This window comes from Flavobacterium sp. NRK F10, from assembly GCF_024054235.1.
Classification (GTDB): Bacteria; Bacteroidota; Bacteroidia; order Flavobacteriales; family Flavobacteriaceae; genus Flavobacterium; species Flavobacterium sediminis.
Map to the genome: position 1 here is coordinate 2515735 of NZ_JAMXLC010000001.1, position 19160 is coordinate 2534894.

Below are 19160 nucleotides of genomic sequence, written 5' to 3' on the forward strand. Positions count from 1 at the left end.
TTAGTTAGCATTGAATTGTTCTTTTAATTTTTGAAGCTCTGCTTCGGCTTTGTTTTCTGTTGTATCTACTACCGCATTGATCTCTTCGTCTATACTTTTCGACGCATTTGCAATTTCTCCGTATGCATCGGCTAGCGCTTCCTGTTGTTGTACTTTGTCTTTCATTTTTTCCAACATACTTATCGTACTGTCTGAATCCAATTGCGTCATTTTTTTATTGATGTCCTGAGTCGCCTGACTTACCTGAACTCTGGCACGCAATGTTTTCAATTCACCTTCCCATTTTGCAATAGTTGATTTTAACGAGTTGATATTCGTTTGCATTTTTTCAACATCCTGTTCCAGTTTTTGACTTTCCGCTTCTGCTAATTTAGCATCCTGAACAGCTTGTTCTTTCATTTTTAAAGCTTCTTTTGCCAAACGGTCGCTTTCTTCCGTAGCAATCTCTTCCTTGATCCCTTTTTGAACCAGAAGCATGGCTTTATTTTGATAATCTTCTGATTTATTCAAAAGCGAAGCATGTTCGTTCTTTCTTCGGATGGCCAAAGCTTTTACCTGAGCCATAGCCTGAACACTTTTGTCCAGTTGTTCTTTCATTTCTCTGATTCCTTGCTCCGTCATTTTGATCGGGTCTTCCAAACCGTCTATAGCAGCATGTGCTTCTGCTTTACCTATTCTAAAAAGTCGTTTAAAAATATTCATAGTTGTCTAATATTATTTGTTCTACAATTTGCTAAAACTGATCATCTCAGCCGAATATTCACTAAGTAACAAACTCAATGAATTAATAGTTCCTACCAATTCGTTTTGGTCTAAATTTTCGGTTTGGAGTGTGTCTCTGAAAATCACTCGCTCTCCTGTTTCATCTAAAACGAACGCACCATGAACAATATCCCTGTTCTTAATCAGAAGTTGTTTGTATACTTCCGGTTGATCTTTTTTACAACTAAATAAAAATTGTTCAATAATCAATATTTGTGGCGCAATAACCAATATCATGTTTTTGATTCCCTCAGCTTCCTTGCTGATAATAAAAGTTTGATGATTCGGGTTTTCGTGCACAATTTCAATATTGAGTTCGAGTAACCAATCTTTAATTTTAGTGTACAATTTTTCTCGTTGCATTAAATAGAGATTAGTGTTGTCTTAACAAATTTAGACAAAAAAAATTAATTTGCAAAAAATATTAGCAATATTATAAAAATATTTTCATTACCTTTGTTTTGTACTTCAAAAAAAGTAATATGACCTATTTTGGTACCAATATAAAAAAAATAAGACAGATAAAGGGTTTAAGTCAGCAGGCTTTTGCTGAACTTCTCGATTTGAACAGAGGAGTTATCAGTTCCTATGAAGAGGGCAGGGCAGAGCCTAAAATAGATAGTTTGCTTCGTATTGCAAAGATTTTGAACCTGACGACAGATGATTTGTTAACAAAACCTTTAACTATTAATAAGATTACGAACTTTTCGGAAATAGAGCATTTGATTCCGAATAGTGAAAAAAAGCCGGAACAGGTCTATGAATTAGACGATCTGAAAGGACATGTGGAAATTGATTTGCAAAAAATATTAGCAAATGTAGATTTCGTTTACAAAGTGTCTGAAAATCTTTCACAGCACTTCTATCCGGCGGGAACGTATCTGTTTTTAACAAAGAAAATACAGAATAAAAATGAGAATAATGCTCTTTATCTGGTTTTTGATAAAAATAGTTTAGAGATAACAGATTCGTATAAAGGAGAAAAAGAGGCTTATAAGATAATAGGTTCTGTTCAGGGAGATAATGAAGTTTCAATGTTTCAATCGATTGTTAAGAGGATTGAAAAGCTTGAGTCAGAATTAGAGGAAATAAAGAAAGGCACGAAATAATATTTTATATGCATAAAAATAAAAATCCCGATTGCTTTCCAATCGGGATTTTTTATAAAGAAAAGATGTTAGTCTTTTTATTCATTAACGATAACCCATTCGCCGGTAGCTAACATAGGTTCTGCTTTTTTGAATTTCATAGTTTCGCTTTTACCGCTTAAAACATGTTTAATAGTAACCACATCGTTACGGTTTATTTTAGGTGTTTCGCGAACAATGGTTTTTGTAACCTGAGGTTGTTCCTGAGTCTGACTTCCGGCCTGACGGCTACGGGCTGCCATTTCATCAGTATTTAAAACTTCTTCTTTGCTTTCAGTGTAGCTTTCTTTTTGTTTTACTTCTTTAGCCTCACTAATATTGTTTGGATTTTGAGAAGGCAGGTCAGCTTTAAACAAGAATGAAATAACATCTTTATTTACATCGTCAACCATTTTCTTGAACAAGTTAAAAGCTTCTAATTTATAGATCAATAGCGGATCTTTTTGTTCGTGAACGGCTAATTGAACCGATTGTTTTAATTCGTCCATTTTGCGAAGGTGTTTTTTCCAGGCTTCATCAATAATGGCTAATGTTACGTTCTTTTCAAAATCAGTAATTAGTGATTTTGCTTCTGTTTGATAGGCTTTCTCTAAGTTGGTAACAATATTAAGCGATTTAATACCATCAGTAAACGGAACTACAATTCGCTCGTATCTGCCATCATTGTTCTCGTAAACGTTTTTAATGATCGGGAAAGCTTCTTGTGCACTTCGTTCGTTTTTATCGGTATAGTGTGCTAATACAGCTTTGTATGTTTTACTTACGATCTCTCTTTCAGATAGTTTAGAAAAATCTGCTTCTGTAATCGGAGCACTGATTGAGAAGATACGAATTAAATCGAACTCATAATTTTTAAAGTCGTTTGCTAATTTGTTGTTTTGAACAATCAATTCTGAAGTATCGTACATCATGTTAGCGATATCCACTTTCAAACGTTCTCCGTGTAAAGCATGTTTACGACGTTTGTAAACTACTTCACGTTGCGCATTCATTACGTCATCATATTCTAATAAACGCTTACGAACACCAAAGTTGTTTTCTTCTACTTTTTTCTGAGCTCTTTCGATAGATTTGGTCATCATGGAATGTTGGATAACTTCACCTTCTTTTAAGCCCATGCGATCCATTATTTTGGCTACTTTTTCAGAGCCGAACAAACGCATCAGGTTGTCTTCTAATGACACGTAGAATTGTGAACTACCTACATCACCTTGACGACCGGCACGACCTCTTAACTGACGGTCTACACGACGGGAATCGTGACGTTCGGTACCAACGATAGCTAAACCGCCTGCTTTTTTTACTTCGTCAGAAAGTTTAATATCGGTACCACGTCCAGCCATATTTGTTGCGATAGTAACTACTCCCGGTTTACCGGCTTCAGCTACAATTTCGGCTTCACTTTTGTGCATTTTAGCATTCAATACATTGTGGTGAATTCCTCTCATTTTCAGCATACGGCTCAGTAATTCTGAAATTTCTACTGAAGTTGTACCGATCAATACCGGTCTTCCCGCTTTAGAAAGTTGGACTACGTCTTCAATAACAGCATTGAACTTTTCACGTACAGTTCTGTAAATTAAATCTTCTTTATCTTTACGGGCAATAGGTCTGTTAGTAGGAATCTCTACTACGTCTAACTTATAGATCTCCCAGAACTCTCCGGCTTCAGTTACCGCAGTACCGGTCATACCGGCTAGCTTGTTGTACATACGGAAGTAATTTTGCAACGTAACGGTTGCAAAAGTTTGTGTAGCAGCTTCAATTTTTACGTTTTCTTTTGCCTCAATAGCTTGGTGTAAACCATCAGAATAGCGACGTCCGTCCATAATACGTCCGGTTTGCTCGTCTACGATCATTACTTTATTGTCCATGATAACGTATTCGGTATCTTTTTCAAATAAAGAATACGCTTTAAGCAATTGTGTTAATGTGTGAATACGTTCTGATTTTACTGAGAAATCTTTGTAAAGTTCTTCTCTTTGTTCAGCTTCTTCTTCTTTTGTTAAATTAGCTTTTTCAATTTTAGCGATTTCAGTACCGATATCCGGTAGAATGAAGAAGTTTGCATCAGTGTCCTGAGAAAGGAATTTAATTCCGTTGTCTGTTAGTTCAACCTGATTGTTTTTTTCTTCAATAACAAAGTAAAGTGCCTCATCGATTTTCGGCATTTCTCTGTTATTGTCTTGCATATAGTAATTTTCGGTTTTCTGAAGTAATTGTTTTACTCCTTCTTCCGATAAGAATTTGATCAAAGCTTTGTTCTTAGGCAGGGCTCTGTGCGAACGTAATAAATAGAAACCGGCCTCTTTAGAATTACCTTCTTTGAAATAGCGTTTTGCTTCTGTTAAACAATCTGTAGCTAATTTACGTTGAAGGTTAACTAAGTTTTCTACTTTTGGTTTTAATTCCATGAATTCGTGACGATCTCCGTCGGTAACCGGTCCGGAAATAATTAACGGCGTACGGGCATCATCAATTAAAACGGAGTCTACCTCATCGACAATCGCATAATTGTGTTTGCGTTGTACCAAATCTGAAGGTGCGTGCGCCATATTATCACGCAGGTAATCAAAACCGAACTCGTTATTAGTTCCGTAAGTGATGTCTGCTTCATAAGCTTTTCTTCTGGATTCAGAGTTTGGTTGGTGATTGTCAATACAATCAACGGTCATTCCGTGGAATTCAAATAAAGGAGCTTTCCATGTGCTATCACGTTTGGCTAAGTAGTCGTTAACAGTTACCAAATGCACTCCGTTACCTGTTAAGGCATTCAAATATAAAGGAAGTGTTGCTACTAAGGTTTTACCTTCACCGGTTTGCATTTCGGCAATTTTACCTTGATGCAATACGATACCACCGATTAACTGTACGTCGTAGTGGATCATATCCCAAGTGATGGCTTTTCCGGCAGCATCCCATGAATTTGCCCAAACAGCATTGTCACCATCCAGTGTAATGTAAGATTTGGTAGCTGAAAGCTCACGGTCTTTAGCAGTGGCTGTAACGGTGATGTTTGTATTTTCTTTGAAACGTCGAGCTGTTTCTTTTACAACAGCAAATGCTTCCGGTAAAATATCATTTAAAACTTTTTCAGAAATTTCATAAGCTTCTTTTTCTAACTGGTCAATTTCAGTATAGAAATCTTCACGAGCATCAATATCGTCTGTTTGTTCGGCTTGTTGTTTTAAAGAAGCGATTTTTTCATCTTTTTCAGCTCGGGCTGCTTTGATCTTTTCTTTAAACTCAACGGTTTTAGCTCTTAGTTCGTCATGACTCAAGGCTTGTAAAGCGCCTTCAAAAGACTTTATTTTAGTAATAATAGGTTGAATAGCTTTTATATCTTTTTGGGATTTATCTCCCACAAAAGCTTTCAATATGGAATTTATGATACTCATAACTACTTATTTTTCTTTTATTTTGGTGTGCAAATTTACAAAAAAAAGCCTCTTTAAGAGACTTTTAAGTTGTTGCGTTTATCTTTTAATTAATACTCATCCTCGTTCCAAAGATAGTCTTCGTCAGTCGGATAGTCAGGCCAAATTTCCTCCATGGATTCGTAGATCTCTCCTTCATCTTCAATAGATTGCAAGTTTTCTACAACTTCAAGAGGAGCTCCTGTTCTGATTGCATAGTCGATAAGTTCGTCTTTGGTTGCAGGCCAAGGCGCATCACTTAAATAAGATGCTAATTCTAATGTCCAATACATCTTTCTATCGATTTAATTTAATGCAAAAATAATTTTTTAACTTAAAAAGTCAAGTATTTTTTGATTTTTTTTAATGATTTATAAGAACGTTTGTCTTGCCTACTGATCGAACTGCTTTCCCGAATGTGAAATAATAGTAGCTTTTACAGCAAAATCACTTTCTCGGAATCCATTTTACTTCTTCAGCGTTCAAATCGTGTGACAACTTTCGTGCCAACACAAATAAGTAGTCAGAAAGTCGGTTAAGGTAGGTTAGAACCAGTTCGTCAATAGGCTCAATTTCGTGTAAATGTACTGCTAAACGCTCGGCTCTGCGGCAAACACAACGTGCTATATGACAATATGACACAGTTGTATGTCCGCCTGGCAAAACGAAATGTGTCATAGGAGGGAGTTCAGTATCCATTTTATCGATTTCCTGTTCTAAGAAAGCAATATCTTCTTTAGAAATTCTATTGATATTTAAGCGTTGCTGACCATTCTTTAAGATTTCTTTTTCCGGAGGTGTTGCTAAAATAGCTCCTACAGTAAAAAGTCGATCCTGAATTTCTATCAAAGCTGTTTTGTAGAAAGGGTTCATGTCCTGGTCACGGATCAAACCAATGTGAGAATTGAGTTCGTCTACTGTCCCGTAACTTTCTATGCGGATGTGGTGTTTGGGAACTCGGGTTCCGCCAAATAAGGCTGTCGTCCCTTTATCCCCGGTTTTAGTATATACTTTCATTTTGTTTTTTTGAATTTTAGACTCTGAAAAGCCAGAATTTTTTCAAAGATAACAAAAAGTATAACGATTATCAGTAGAGGTGTCGTAATGACATTCGGTATAATAAACAACAGAAATACTAAAGTTTTCTGTAATTAAGTTATTTGTTTTTAGTATCGCTTTCAATAATACCATCTCGTAAACGGATAATGCGGTGTGCGTGTTCGGCAATGTCTTCTTCGTGTGTTACCAGAATAACGGTGTTTCCTTTAGAGTGGATATCATCAAAAAGAGCCATGATCTCTACAGAAGTCTTACTGTCTAAGTTTCCGGTAGGTTCATCGGCTAAAATGATAGCAGGGTGATTGACCAAGGCACGAGCTACAGCAACACGTTGGCGTTGACCACCGGACAATTGATTAGGCTTATGATCCATACGATCTTCTAAGCCAACCTGAGTCAGAACTTCTGTAGCACGTACATTTCTTTCTTCTTTAGATTTTCCGGCATAGACCATTGGTAAAGCTACATTATCCAAAGCAGTGGTACGTGGCATAAGGTTGAAAGTTTGAAATACAAAACCGATTTCTTTGTTACGGATTTCAGCCAATTCATCATCGTGCATTTCGCTGACTAATTTGCTGTTTAAAATGTAAGAACCGCCTGTGGGAGTGTCTAAACAGCCTAAAATATTCATTAAAGTTGATTTTCCTGAACCGGAAGGTCCCATTAAGGCAACGTATTCTCCTTTATTAATGGTTAAATCGATTCCTTTAAGTACATGAATAGTTTCGTCTCCTAAAGGAAAGTCTCGTGTAATGCCTTTAATGTCTATAATAGGTTTTGACATATCTAATTTAGAATTTAGAAATTAGAACTCTTAAGTTTTCCTAATAAGTAGAAAAAAAAGGCATTTTGTTACGATGCCTTGTTAAAATATTTTGAAGTAAGTTTAACTTTCGATTTTGTAGATCTCGGTAATATCGTGAAGTATGGTGTCGAAATCAATATTTAAGTCGATCAATTTACCGGTATGAAGATCAAAGATCCAGCCGTAAACTTTTAAATCACGGTCTCTGTTTGCTTTTTGAACTTCAGCTGTTTTAATGACGTTAATGCATTGTTCCTGCACATTTAATTCAACTAAACGTCTGTACTTAGTTTCTTCGTCAGTAATGGCATTTAATTCTTTTTTATGCAAACGATACACATCTCGAATGTTTCGTAGCCAAGGATTTAAAATTCCTAGATCAGATTGTTGCATGGCTGATTTTACCCCGCCACAACCATAGTGACCACAAACTACAATGTGGTTTACTTTTAAGTGGTTTACGGCGTAATTAATAACCGACATTGAACTTAAATCCGAATTCGGGACCATATTTGCAATGTTACGATGGACAAAAACCTGTCCCGGAGCCATTCCCATGATTTCTTCGGCAGTGGCGCGACTGTCAGAACAACCTATGTATAAGAATTCAGGTGATTGTCCTTCTGATAATTTGTCGAAAAAATGAGGGTCGATTGAAAGTTTTTCTGTTACCCAATTTTTGTTGTTTTCAAAAATTTCTTCAATATTCATGACGGTTGAATTTTAAATTTTGCGTAAAGGTACGAAAAACTTAAAAGTCTATGCTCGAATTGTGAAGTGCTCTTTTTCCTGCTCTTTTCTAAAGAAAACGAATCCCCACTGAAAAGTATCGATCGTCACGGTTACTTGTGAGTGATTTTTAATGATTTGCCAGGCTTCTTCCATATCGGGCGACCAATGGATGTCGTCAAAAATCCAGACACTATCATTGGTTATAGTTGGCAAAAGACAATTGAAATAGTCTAATGTTGCCTTTTTAGAATGATTACCATCGAAATAGATTAAGTCGAAAGCCGGAAGTCGAAAGTCAGAAGAATTAAAATAACTTGAGAATTCAGTGTTTAAAAATTCAAAATTTAATTCTGGAAAGAAGGTGTTAAACTGATTTTCAGTAACAGCCAATGTATTTGGACATCCTTCAAGACTTTTAATGTATGATTTTTTGTTTCCCAAAGCTAGAGCAGAAGTGGCTAATCCTAAAGAAGTTCCGATTTCTAAAATTTGTTCGGGCTGGAAATAACGAACGATACGGAATAGGAAGGCTGCTCTTTTAGGTGAAATTCCGGCTGTTTTGGCAATTTTAGCAATTTCTCGAGTATTCGATTTAAAAACACGGGAACCCGCACCGAAATCCGTAACTTCGATCGTGTTAGTATTCGCCAAAAGAGCTTTTCGATACTGTTTTAACGTTTGGTATTCCGGGTAGTTTGTCTTATCGTAAAAACATTTGGTTACCAAATTAAATACAAATGGCGAATGTACGCCATGTTCGTTTTTGGAATCTAATAAGAATTTTATGTATGCTTTTAATATATGTAACATTTTTTAAACGCTATGTTATTTCGGATCTAATGATCAGATTCTCCGACTTGATTCAGAATGACCAATTATTCCTCCATTTTTGCACTCAATTCAAACCAACGTTCTTCTTTTTCTTCTAAAGACTGAATGATTTTTTGTAATTCGTTAGCTTTTGCTTCAATTTTGTCGTCGGCTACTTTTCCTTCAGCAAATTCGGCTTCAATTTCTTTTTTCTTGAATTCCAAATCTTTGATTTCGCGTTCAATTTTTTGAAACTCTTTTTGTTCATTAAAAGTTAAGCCCGCTTTTACTTGTTTTTCTTTCCAAGATTTAGCATTAGCCGATTCAACTTTTTCCTCTTTAACAGGTTCAGCCGAATCTTCATAGGTTCTGAAGTCGGAATAATTTCCTGGAAAATCTTCAATTTCACCTTGTCCGCGGAACACAAATAAGTGATCCACGATTTTGTCCATAAAATAACGGTCGTGACTCACTACTAATAAACATCCGGGATAATCCAGTAAGAAGTTTTCCAATACATTTAAGGTTACGATATCCAAATCATTGGTTGGCTCATCGAGAATCAAGAAATTCGGATTTTGAATCAAAACGGTACACAAATACAAACGTTTCAATTCGCCGCCGCTTAGTTTTTCGACGTAATCGTATTGTTTTTTGACATCAAATAAAAAACGTTCCAATAATTGCGAAGCTGAAATGATTTTTCCTTTGGTTAACGGAATATATTCGCCATATTCTTTAATGATGTCGATTACTTTTTGCTGTGGTTTTGGATTGATTCCACTTTGCGTATAATACCCGATTTTCATGGTGTCACCAACGATTACTTTTCCAGAATCAGGTTGAATGCTTCCTGTGATAATATTTAAAAAAGTAGATTTTCCGGTTCCGTTTTTACCAATGATACCCACGCGTTCGCCACGTTGAAACGAGTAATTGAAATCTTTTAAAATCACTCTGTCTTGGAAACTTTTATTGATTTTTGCCAATTCAATAATTTTGCTTCCCATGCGTTCCATGTTAATTTCCAGTTCCACCACATTTTCCTTACGGCGACTCATAGCTTTCTCTTTAATCACGTAAAAATCATCTTGACGCGATTTTGATTTGGTGGTACGTGCTTTCGGTTGGCGACGCATCCATTCTAATTCTTTGACAAATAAGTTCTTGGCTTTGTCAACACTTGCATTTTCAGAAGCTATTCGTTCTTCTTTTTTTTCTAGATAATACGAATAATTGCCTTTGTATTGGTATAACTTTCCGTTCTCAAGTTCTAAGATTTCGTTACAAACACGCTCTAAAAAGAAACGGTCGTGGGTTACGATGAATAACGTTAAATTTTCTTTGGCGAAATAATCTTCTAACCATTCAATCATTTCTAAATCCAAATGGTTGGTTGGCTCATCCAAGATTAGAAAATCAGGTTTGTTGATTAGGATAATGGCTAATGACAAGCGCTTTTTTTGTCCACCCGAAAGGTTTTTAACTTTCAGTTTTAAATCGTCCAATTTTAATTCGAACAAAATTTGCTTGTATTGCGTTTCAAAATCCCAGGCATTATGACGATCCATGTTGTCAAACGCTTTTTGATACGCTTCGGCATCATCCGGATTTTCCAATGCTTTTTCGTATTGTTCTATCACTTTCAGCGTGTCGTTATCACTGGCGAAAATGCTCTCTTCAATAGTCAATTCAGGCTGTAAATTGTCATTTTGCGATAAAAAAGCCATTTTAATGTCTTTACGAACAATAACCTGACCGCTATCGGGTTCGTCCAAACCGGCTAACATGTTCATAATAGTTGTTTTTCCGGAACCGTTTTTAGCAATAAAAGCGATTTTTTGGTCTTTGTTGATACCAAACGAAATGTTTTCAAACAAAACGCGTTCGCCGTAAGCTTTTGAGATATTTTCGACTGAAAGGAAGTTCATTATTGATTTGATAATTTGAAAATGAGTCAATTTGAAAATTGATTGGTGCAAAAATAAGGTTTTGGTTTTGAATTTTTAAGCTTATTAATTTTAGATTATGTACTTTAGTGAGAAATATAGTAAGTTATGTTTCGATTTGTATTAATAATGCTTTTTGTAGCCTTTTCTTTTGTGGCTAAAGCACAAAAGGTGTTTTCTGTTCAATATGCCAATCAGGCAGATATAAAAGTATTTGTGGTCGATTACCCGAATCAGGCCGATTTATTGGTTTACAAAGTAAAATATTCCAATCAGGCAGGGAAAAACGATGGTAGATGGTTCTTTACGGATTATGCTAATCAAGCAGATAAAAAGATCTACTTTGTGGATTATGCCAATCAGGCGGATTTGAAGATTTATTTTGTAGAATATCCGAATCAGGCAGAATGGAAAGACAATGCTAAAAAACATCTTCTATATTAGAAACAATAGTGTTTAGAAATAAAAAATCAGCCCGAAGGCTGATTCCATTTATTTTAAAACTTCAACTTCTATTGAACTATCGTTAAAGACTTTGATAAAAGCTTTAGTGTAATCTTCTTTGGAAGCCAAATGTGGATTTTCTAAGAATTTCTGCGAATTGATTTCCATTAAAGGATACCATGTACTTTGCACTTGAATTTGGATTTTATGTCCTTTTTTGAAGGTGTGTAACACATCCTGAAGTCGGAAAGTTACTTTAGTAGCTTGGTTAGGTGTTAAAGCTTCCGGTTTTTCATAGCTGTTTCTAAAACGCGCCGGCATGATCTCACTTCTCACCATTTGGTGGTAATTGGCATAGAGTACGTTCGGTTTATCAGCATTCTCCGGTTCGTCAAGCGGATAAACATCAATTAATTTCACTACAAAATCAGCATCGGTGCTCGTAGAAGCAATGTTTAATTTGGCTAAAATTTCTCCGGCAAAAGTGATGTCTTCCGTTAAATAATCGGTAGTGAAAGTCACTACATCCGGACGGCTTAAAGCAAATCGTTGGTCTTCACTCATGTAATTACGCGGGGTAAAACCGTTGAAATCTTTGTAGTTTACAGAACTTGGTACCGGATTATTAGGATCACTATAATATTCGGTTGAAGCTGCATTTGATGGTTTAGCTTTGCTTAAAGAAGCATTTTCAGCTAAATAGAAATTTATTTTCTCTGCTTTTTCAGGAGGCCAGGCTGTAAATTCTTTCCATTCTTTTTTACCGGTGTCAAACATATAGGCTTCCGGTAATTCTAATTTATCTTTTTTGTTTCCTTTTAGGTAGTGTGTAAAAAACTTGTATTCGATGTTTTTTTGGTAAAACGTAGCAATACTGTCACCAAAATAAATGTCATTGTGGAATGTTTTTCCGTTTTCACGTCCCCATCCGCCATGCGAAAAAGGACCCATAACAATTGTATTATGTGCTTTCGGACTCGTTTTTTCAATGGTTTTGTAGATGTTTAACGGTCCGGCCAGATCTTCGGCATCAAACCAACCGCCTACAGTCATTACAGCATGTTTGATGTCTTTCAAATGAGGCAATAAGTTTCTTTTTTGCCAAAAAGCATCATAATTCGGATGCTCCATGATTTCCTGCATAAAGAAATTGTCTTTGTAATAAGTGTCTGCACCTTCTTTTAAGGTGCCTAATTCACGGTAGAAAACGGAACCGTCATCAGATGTTCTTTTAATCATGTCTTTGCCAAACCAATGTTCTTGTGTAGGTTTGTCTTTTTGAACACCAAAAACAGGAAAGGTCTTAAAATAGCCCATTACAAAAGCACCGTTGTGGTGAAAATCATCAAAAAAGAAATCAGAAATCGGAGCCTGAGGAGAGGAAGCAACTAAAGCCGGATGCTGGGATAAAGTTCCGACAGCCGTATAAAAACCGGGGTAAGAAGTTCCGAATTGACCTACCTTTCCGTTATTGTACCGGATGTTTTTGATTAACCAGTCTATGGTGTCGTACGTATCAGTACTTTCGTCGATATTTTGTTTGGTTTTGTGGTCTACTTGCGGTGTCATATTGGTCCAAGTTCCTTCACTCATATAGCGGCCTCTTACATCTTGGTAAACAAAAATGTATTTGTCGTCAGATAAAAAATGACTTGGCCCGAGAGTTCTTCGGTATTGATCTTCTCCATAAGGACCTACGCTATAACACGTACGTTGCATTAAGAACGGATATTTGTTTTCTTTTGAAATATCCTTAGGAATATAAATACTTGTGAAAAGTTTTACGCCGTCGCGCATAGTAATGTAGACCTCCTTTTTGTCGTAATTTTGTTCGATATTGTTTTGTGACCAAACCAATAGTGAAAGACAAAAAGATACTATAGTTAGAAATGATTTCATTTGGTTTTGATATTTTTCTTCGAATTTATTACTTATTTTCGCGTCATGCAACTATCGGTGGTAATTCTTAATTATAACGTCCGTTATTTCTTAGAGCAATGTGTTGGCAGTGTTCAAAAAGCACTTCAAGACATTGATGGTGAAATCATAGTGGTTGATAATGCTTCTTCTGATAACAGTTGCCAAATGATTAAGGAGCAATTTCCAGATGTCATTCTGATAGAGAATAAAGAAAATCTTGGGTTTCCTAAAGGCAATAATATCGGTGTAGCCCGAGCCAAAGGCGACTATATTTGCATTTTAAATCCCGACACTGTTGTTGTAGAAGATACATTTTCTAAATTACTTACTTTTGTCACTTCAAGCGGAGTCGAGCAGTCTCATTTAGGCATAACGGGTTGTAAACTAATTGACGGTTCCGGAAAATTTCTTCCGGAAAGCAAGCGTGGCGTGCCGACACCTTGGGTAGCTTTTACTAAAATTTTCGGGTTCTATAAACTGTTTCCGAAATCAAGTTGGTTTAATCAATATTATGCGATGCATTTGAATGAAAACCAATCTGGAGAAGTAGACGTTTTAGTAGGTGCTTTTATGTTGATGCAGCGAGAATTGTATTTGCAAGTAGGCGGATTTGATGAAAATTGTTTTATGTATTCCGATGATATTGATCTGAGCTATCTGGTAAAAAAAGCAGGGAGGCAGAATTATTATTTTGCTGGAACAACTGTTATACATTATAAAGGAGAAAGTACGGTAAGAGATGGGTTGTATATGAAACGCTTTCGTGAAGCCATGCAGTTTTTTTATAAAAAACACTTTAAGAAATCGTGGTTTTTTGATAGTATGATGCAAATAGGAAGTTTTGCGTTTTCATTGTTAAAAGTATTTCAATCCAAGACAGTAAGTGATAAAAAGCCGGAACATTATGTTTTGGTTTCTGATGATGTTGAAAATGAAACGGTTTTAAGAAAAATAAATGCAAAGTTAAAAACAGAAATTCATAAAGAGGGAAGTGATTCTCCGGCTCATTCAAGAGCTGAATTGATTATAGATCTGAAATCAATTTCCTTTAAAAAAGCGATCCGATTAATGGAGGAAAAGAGAAATAAGGACTGTACATTTAAGTTTTTATCAATAAATCATGACTATTTAATAGGAAGTAATAATTCCAATGATAGAGGAGAAGTTATTTTGTTGTAAAAATTTATTGTATTCTTTATAAAAGCATCTAAAAATTATTATTTTTGTAATCTGAATCAAATAAACACAACTTTAGTTAAAAATATGGCAAAGTTTGAATTGAAATTACCCAAGATGGGAGAAAGTGTTGCAGAAGCAACTGTGACTAACTGGTTAAAGAAGGTTGGTGATACCATTGAACAGGATGAAGCTGTGCTTGAGATTGCTACTGATAAAGTAGATAGTGAGGTGCCTTCTGAAGTTGCCGGAACATTGGTTGAAATATTATTTAATGTAGATGATGTGGTTCAGGTCGGACAAACGGTAGCGATTATTGAAACAGAAGGTGATGTTGCAGGAGCTACTCCGGTTGTTGCTTCTGGTGAAGTAGAAAAACCTGCTGTTGCCGAGGTAGTAAAAACAGTTGAAATAGCTAAAGAAACAGTAGCACCGGCAGATTTTTCAAATTCAGAGAAATTCTTTTCGCCTTTAGTGAAAAATATAGCAAAAGAAGAAGGTGTTTCTGTAGCTGAATTAGAAGCTATAAACGGAACCGGGAAAGACGGACGTGTTACGAAAGATGATATTTTAAGTTATATTAAGAATAGAGGAAATCAACCGGTTACAGTGGTACAACCTGTAAAAATGGAAGCTAATGCTGTCACTTCGGGCGGAGTCGAGAAGCAAGAAGCTCCGAAAGTAGCCCCGGTATCGGTTAACGGAGAAGACGAGATCATTGAGATGGACAGAATGCGTAAGTTGATCTCTAAATATATGGTGGAGTCCAAACAAACTTCGGCTCACGTACAATCATTTATTGAGGTAGATGTTACCAATATTGTAAAGTGGAGAGATAAAGTAAAAAATGCTTTTGAAAAGAGAGAAGGCGAGAAATTGACTTTCACACCTATTTTTATGGAAGTGGTTGCAAAAGCTTTGCGCGAATTCCCGATGATGAATATTCAGGTAAATGGCGATTACATCATTAAAAAGAAAAACATCAATTTAGGAATGGCTGCCGCCTTACCGAATGGAAACTTGATTGTTCCGGTGATTAAAAATGCCGACCAATTAAATTTAGTAGGCATGGCTAAACAGGTGAATGATCTGGCAAATAGAGCAAGAACCGGTAAATTAAAACCGGATGATACGCAAGGCGGAACCTATACAGTTACGAATGTGGGAACTTTCGGTTCGGTTTTCGGTACACCGATCATTAACCAGCCGCAAGTAGGTATTCTGGCTTTAGGAGCAATTCGCAAAGTACCGGCTGTTATTGAAACTCCGGACGGAGATTTTATCGGGATCCGTCAAAAAATGTTCTTGTCTCACTCTTATGATCACAGAGTAGTAGACGGAGCCTTAGGCGGAAGTTTCGTAAAACGCGTTGCGGAATTGTTGGAAGCCTGGGACTTGAATAGAGAGGTTTAAAAAAATATAAAATGATTCTATATAGACCCGGTGGTTTTTTTACCATCGGGTTTTTGTTATTTTTGAAAAAAATCAGAAAGATGAAAGTTAATGTAATCGTATTATTTGTTTTAACGATTTTGGTCTCGTGTAAGGAAGTAGTAAAGAAGGAAGAAAAGCCATTGGTTGAGCAAAAAAAAGAAGAAGTATCCTTTGAAAAGCCACTGATAAATGACAATTTGTCAATTAAGTCAAAAGATGATTTTTTAGGTTACTGGGTCGGGGATTTTAAAGCAAATTTGTATGATGCTCAAAAAGATACTATTTACGGGAATGATAAATATAGCAATCTTATAACAAGAAAAATTACTTTTTCAATTGATGAAATAAAAAACGATTCGGTTTTCGGACACTCTGTAACAGCCGGAAATGTTAGTCCGTTTAAAGGTGTTTTGAGGGAACATGAAGGCGCTTTCGATATGCAGGTAGAAGAATTTAGGAGAACGCGAACGGATGGTAAATTTTCAATTCAATTGCAAAAAAGAGATTCGGTAATGAAAGGATTTTGGACAGCATTTAATCCGGATAGTGTAAAGATCGGTTCCAGAATTTTTGATTTGAAGAAAAGATTGTTCAAGTACAATCCGGAGAACGAACTTGAATATAGCTTTTATGATACAGATAAATTTAGAGATTACGAGTCTTTCACAGATACCGTAAATGGAGAGGAAGTGGTTTATATGGATCAAGAATATTTTGCAACCACTCAAAAAATTTATGAAGCGAATCCTTCTACCGAATTGTTGACAAAAGAATTTGTTTCAAATCTGACAAAGGCGGATATCTTTATTTTGAGAAACTCCATATTTGCTAAGCATGGTTTTGCATTTAGAAGTAAACAACTTAGAATGTATTTTGAAGGTTTTGAATGGTACATGCCGGTTTTCAGTGATGTTAAAAAAGAACTGACCGCTATTGAAACCCAAAATATCGAGCTGTTACTCAGATATGAAAAAAATGCAGAAGAATATTATGATTCTTTCGGAAGGTAATAATGCGAACAAGCTTTTTTAAATACGCCATACTCTTTATTTATTTTTACTTTACGTATTTATTGCTATTGATAACAATTCAATATATTCCTATGAGATTTGATGTAGCATTTCTTAGGATTAAATATGAAGAGATTCGGTTATTGCATTACAAAATAGCTTTTTTTGTGCATGTTTATACCAGTATTTTTTTAGTATTATTAGGTTGGGCTCAGTTTTTAGAAAATATAAGAAGAAAGCAGAAAGATATCCATCAGCTAATAGGTAAGATTTATATATTTCTGATCGTATTCTTATCCGGACCTTCAGGTTTAGTTATGAGTTATTATGCAAACGGAGGAGTTATAGCGCAAACTTCGTTTGTGATTTTATCCGTATTGTGGATGTATTTTACATATAGATCGTATGCTTTTATAAGGAAAGGCGATTTTATAAACCATCAAAAATTTGCAATACGGAGTTTTGCATTAACATTATCGGCCATTTCATTAAGGCTTTTCAAATACATTATTGTATTTTTGTTCCATCCGCCACCAATGGATGTTTATCGGATAGTTTCCTGGCTTGGGTGGGGAGTGAATCTGATAATAGCTGAAATAATAATTTTTAAATTATTTATAAAGAGTACAAAAAATGGAATTAAAACTAAATAGACCTATTTGTTTTTTTGATTTAGAAACCACAGGAATTGATGTGGCAAGAGACAGAATCGTTGAAATATCAATCCTGAAAGTTTTTCCAAACGGAAACAAAGAAAGTAAAACATGGTTGGTGAACCCAACAATTCCGATTCCGCCTCATTCTACCGCAGTACATGGTATAACAGATGAAAAAGTAGCGAATGAACCTGTTTTTAAAGAGTTGGCATCACATGTTTACAATATGATCAAAGATTCAGATCTGGCCGGATTCAATTCAGATCGTTTCGATATTCCTTTATTAGCTGAAGAGTTGTTGCGCGCTGAGGTTGATTTTGATATGAAAAACCGGGTTGCGGTAGACGTGCAGACTATTTTTCATAAAAAGGAAGAAAGAACACTGAGTGCTGCTTACCGATTTTATTGTAATGAAAGTTTAGACAATGCGCATAGTGCTGAAGCCGATACCAATGCCACTTACGAAATACTGAAAGCGCAATTAGATCGCTACGAAGATCTGGAAAATGATATTAAATCTCTTTCTGAATTTACGAAACGTAAAAGATCGGTTGATTTTGCAGGATTCATTGCATTAAATGAAGAAGAACAGGAAATCTTTACCTTTGGCAAACATAAAGGAGCACTAGTGGAAGAAGTATTGGAAAAAGAGCCGGGTTACTTTGGCTGGATCCAAAATGCAGAATTTCCGTTATATACTAAAAAAGTACTGACAGGAATTAAATTGAGAAAACTGAATACAAAGCTGTAAATGTATACGATTAAGCGAACCGATTCAGACGATCTTGATTTTCAAAGTCTGGTACAATTATTAGATGCTGATCTGGCGATAAGAGATGGGGAAGACCATTCTTTTTATGCACAGTTTAATAAAATAGACAGTATTAGGCATGTCGTTGTAATCTTTGAAAAAGATGTCGCTATAGGTTGCGGTGCCATTAAAAAGTATGGTGACAATACAGCGGAAGTGAAAAGGATGTTTGTATTGCCGGAAAAGAGAGGAAAGGGAGCCGCTGGAATGATTTTGAAAGAATTGGAACAATGGGCAAAAGAACTTCATTATACGAAATGTATTTTGGAAACAGGAAAAAAACAGCCGGAAGCAATTGCCCTTTATGCGAAACATGCTTATCGACAAATACCTAATTACGGACAATATGTAGACGTGACTGATAGTGTTTGCTTTGAAAAAGAATTGTAAAAAGATTATATAACTGCTGGAAAATGAAAATAATTTGTATAGGAAGAAATTATGCAGACCATATCTCGGAATTGAATAATGAAAGGCCAAACGAACCGGTAATATTTATGAAACCGGATACGGCTGTCTTAGCTAAGCAATTTCCGTTTGTGATCCCTGAGTTCAGTAATGATGTACACCATGAAGTAGAGGTCTTGGTTAAGATCAGTAAAGTGGGAAAGTATATTGATGCTAAGTTTGCACATAAGTATTACGATCAAATAGGATTGGGGATAGATTTTACAGCAAGAGATTTACAAAATCAGTTAAAAGAAAAAGGATTACCATGGGAAAAAGCTAAGGCTTTTGACGGTTCAGCGATTATTGGTGACTTTTTACCGAAAAATTCATTTTCTTCATTAGAAAACCTTAACTTTGAATTAAGGAGTAATGGAGAAGTGGTTCAACAAGGAAATACTTCTTTAATGTTATGGAAAATAGATGAAATTATTGCTTATGTTTCTCAGTTTTTTACACTTAAAACAGGCGATATTATTTTTACAGGAACGCCTAAAGGCGTAGCGGCGGTAAAAGAAGACGATGAGCTGATTGGCTTTTTAGAAGGACAGCAAATGTTTAAAGTTCAAGTTAAGTAA

The 19160-nt window shown here is 35.7% G+C and carries 19 protein-coding genes; 9 read left to right on the forward strand and 10 right to left on the reverse strand.

Going from position 1 to position 19160, the window contains the following annotated elements:
* Together NHF50_RS11340 and NHF50_RS11345 are read right to left on the reverse strand one after the other, a co-directional pair.
* Positions 1-702: a PspA/IM30 family protein gene (locus tag NHF50_RS11340; protein WP_109569770.1), complete on the reverse strand. Its 702-nt coding sequence runs from the start codon at positions 700-702 to the stop codon at positions 1-3.
* A 21-nt stretch (positions 703-723) separates the two neighbouring features.
* Positions 724-1125, reverse strand: coding sequence for a molecular chaperone Tir (locus NHF50_RS11345; protein WP_109569771.1), 402 nt, complete (start codon positions 1123-1125; stop codon positions 724-726).
* A 119-nt stretch (positions 1126-1244) separates the two neighbouring features.
* Between NHF50_RS11345 and NHF50_RS11350 the strand changes: the two genes are divergently transcribed.
* Entirely contained in the window at positions 1245-1871 is a 627-nt protein-coding gene (locus NHF50_RS11350; RefSeq protein ID WP_252776522.1) for a helix-turn-helix domain-containing protein, read from the forward strand.
* A gap of 77 nt (positions 1872-1948) precedes the next feature.
* Here the strand turns inward: NHF50_RS11350 and secA are convergent, their stop codons facing one another.
* The 7 genes from secA to NHF50_RS11385 form a co-directional block, all read right to left on the reverse strand.
* Positions 1949-5308: a preprotein translocase subunit SecA gene (secA, locus tag NHF50_RS11355; RefSeq protein WP_109569773.1), complete on the reverse strand. Its 3360-nt coding sequence runs from the start codon at positions 5306-5308 to the stop codon at positions 1949-1951.
* Positions 5309-5397: 89 nt separating this feature from the next.
* Positions 5398-5619 carry a DUF2795 domain-containing protein gene (locus NHF50_RS11360; protein WP_002986941.1) on the reverse strand — a complete coding sequence of 74 codons (222 nt, stop codon included), beginning with the start codon at positions 5617-5619 and terminating at the stop codon, positions 5398-5400.
* Between the two features lie 154 nt (positions 5620-5773).
* Entirely contained in the window at positions 5774-6343 is a 570-nt protein-coding gene (locus NHF50_RS11365; RefSeq protein WP_252776524.1) for a cob(I)yrinic acid a,c-diamide adenosyltransferase, read from the reverse strand.
* A gap of 139 nt (positions 6344-6482) precedes the next feature.
* Complete coding sequence (locus tag NHF50_RS11370) at positions 6483-7172, reverse strand: ABC transporter ATP-binding protein (RefSeq protein WP_109569775.1); 690 nt, start codon at positions 7170-7172, stop codon at positions 6483-6485.
* A 102-nt stretch (positions 7173-7274) separates the two neighbouring features.
* The gene (locus tag NHF50_RS11375) at positions 7275-7904 is read right to left on the reverse strand and encodes a carbonic anhydrase (protein WP_109569776.1); all 630 of its coding nucleotides are present in this window, start codon (positions 7902-7904) and stop codon (positions 7275-7277) included.
* A 48-nt stretch (positions 7905-7952) separates the two neighbouring features.
* Positions 7953-8735, reverse strand: a complete 783-nt coding sequence (locus NHF50_RS11380) for an O-methyltransferase (protein WP_252776526.1) — start codon at positions 8733-8735, stop codon at positions 7953-7955.
* A gap of 65 nt (positions 8736-8800) precedes the next feature.
* Positions 8801-10666 carry an ABC-F family ATP-binding cassette domain-containing protein gene (locus NHF50_RS11385; protein WP_252776527.1) on the reverse strand — a complete coding sequence of 622 codons (1866 nt, stop codon included), beginning with the start codon at positions 10664-10666 and terminating at the stop codon, positions 8801-8803.
* A gap of 126 nt (positions 10667-10792) precedes the next feature.
* Here NHF50_RS11385 and NHF50_RS11390 point away from each other — a divergent pair, with 126 nt between their 5' ends.
* Positions 10793-11128, forward strand: a complete 336-nt coding sequence (locus NHF50_RS11390) for a DUF6150 family protein (RefSeq protein ID WP_109569779.1) — start codon at positions 10793-10795, stop codon at positions 11126-11128.
* 48 nt (positions 11129-11176) lie between these two features.
* On the opposite strand, the gene NHF50_RS11395 is transcribed toward NHF50_RS11390, so the two are convergent.
* The gene (locus tag NHF50_RS11395; protein WP_252776529.1) at positions 11177-13027 is read right to left on the reverse strand and encodes a CocE/NonD family hydrolase; all 1851 of its coding nucleotides are present in this window, start codon (positions 13025-13027) and stop codon (positions 11177-11179) included.
* A 45-nt stretch (positions 13028-13072) separates the two neighbouring features.
* On the opposite strand from NHF50_RS11395, the gene NHF50_RS11400 reads away from it, so the two are divergent.
* The 7 genes from NHF50_RS11400 to NHF50_RS11430 all read left to right on the forward strand — a co-directional run bounded on the left by NHF50_RS11400 (position 13073) and on the right by NHF50_RS11430 (position 19160).
* On the forward strand, positions 13073-14227 hold the full coding sequence (locus tag NHF50_RS11400; RefSeq protein ID WP_252776531.1) for a glycosyltransferase family 2 protein: 1155 nt from the start codon (positions 13073-13075) through the stop codon (positions 14225-14227).
* Between the two features lie 84 nt (positions 14228-14311).
* On the forward strand, positions 14312-15637 hold the full coding sequence (locus NHF50_RS11405) for a dihydrolipoamide acetyltransferase family protein (protein WP_109569781.1): 1326 nt from the start codon (positions 14312-14314) through the stop codon (positions 15635-15637).
* Positions 15638-15717: 80 nt separating this feature from the next.
* The gene (locus NHF50_RS11410; RefSeq protein ID WP_252776534.1) at positions 15718-16668 is read left to right on the forward strand and encodes a YARHG domain-containing protein; all 951 of its coding nucleotides are present in this window, start codon (positions 15718-15720) and stop codon (positions 16666-16668) included.
* 92 nt (positions 16669-16760) lie between these two features.
* Positions 16761-17321 (forward strand): DUF2306 domain-containing protein, encoded by a 561-nt coding sequence (locus NHF50_RS11415; protein ID WP_252776535.1) that lies wholly within the window; start codon positions 16761-16763, stop codon positions 17319-17321.
* Positions 17302-18075 carry a 3'-5' exonuclease gene (locus tag NHF50_RS11420; protein ID WP_252776536.1) on the forward strand — a complete coding sequence of 258 codons (774 nt, stop codon included), beginning with the start codon at positions 17302-17304 and terminating at the stop codon, positions 18073-18075. Before NHF50_RS11415 ends, NHF50_RS11420 begins: the two co-directional genes overlap by 20 nt.
* Positions 18076-18525, forward strand: coding sequence for a GNAT family N-acetyltransferase (locus NHF50_RS11425; RefSeq protein ID WP_252776538.1), 450 nt, complete (start codon positions 18076-18078; stop codon positions 18523-18525).
* Between the two features lie 23 nt (positions 18526-18548).
* A complete protein-coding gene (locus NHF50_RS11430) occupies positions 18549-19160 on the forward strand; it encodes a fumarylacetoacetate hydrolase family protein (RefSeq protein WP_109569786.1) in 612 nt (203 codons plus the stop codon).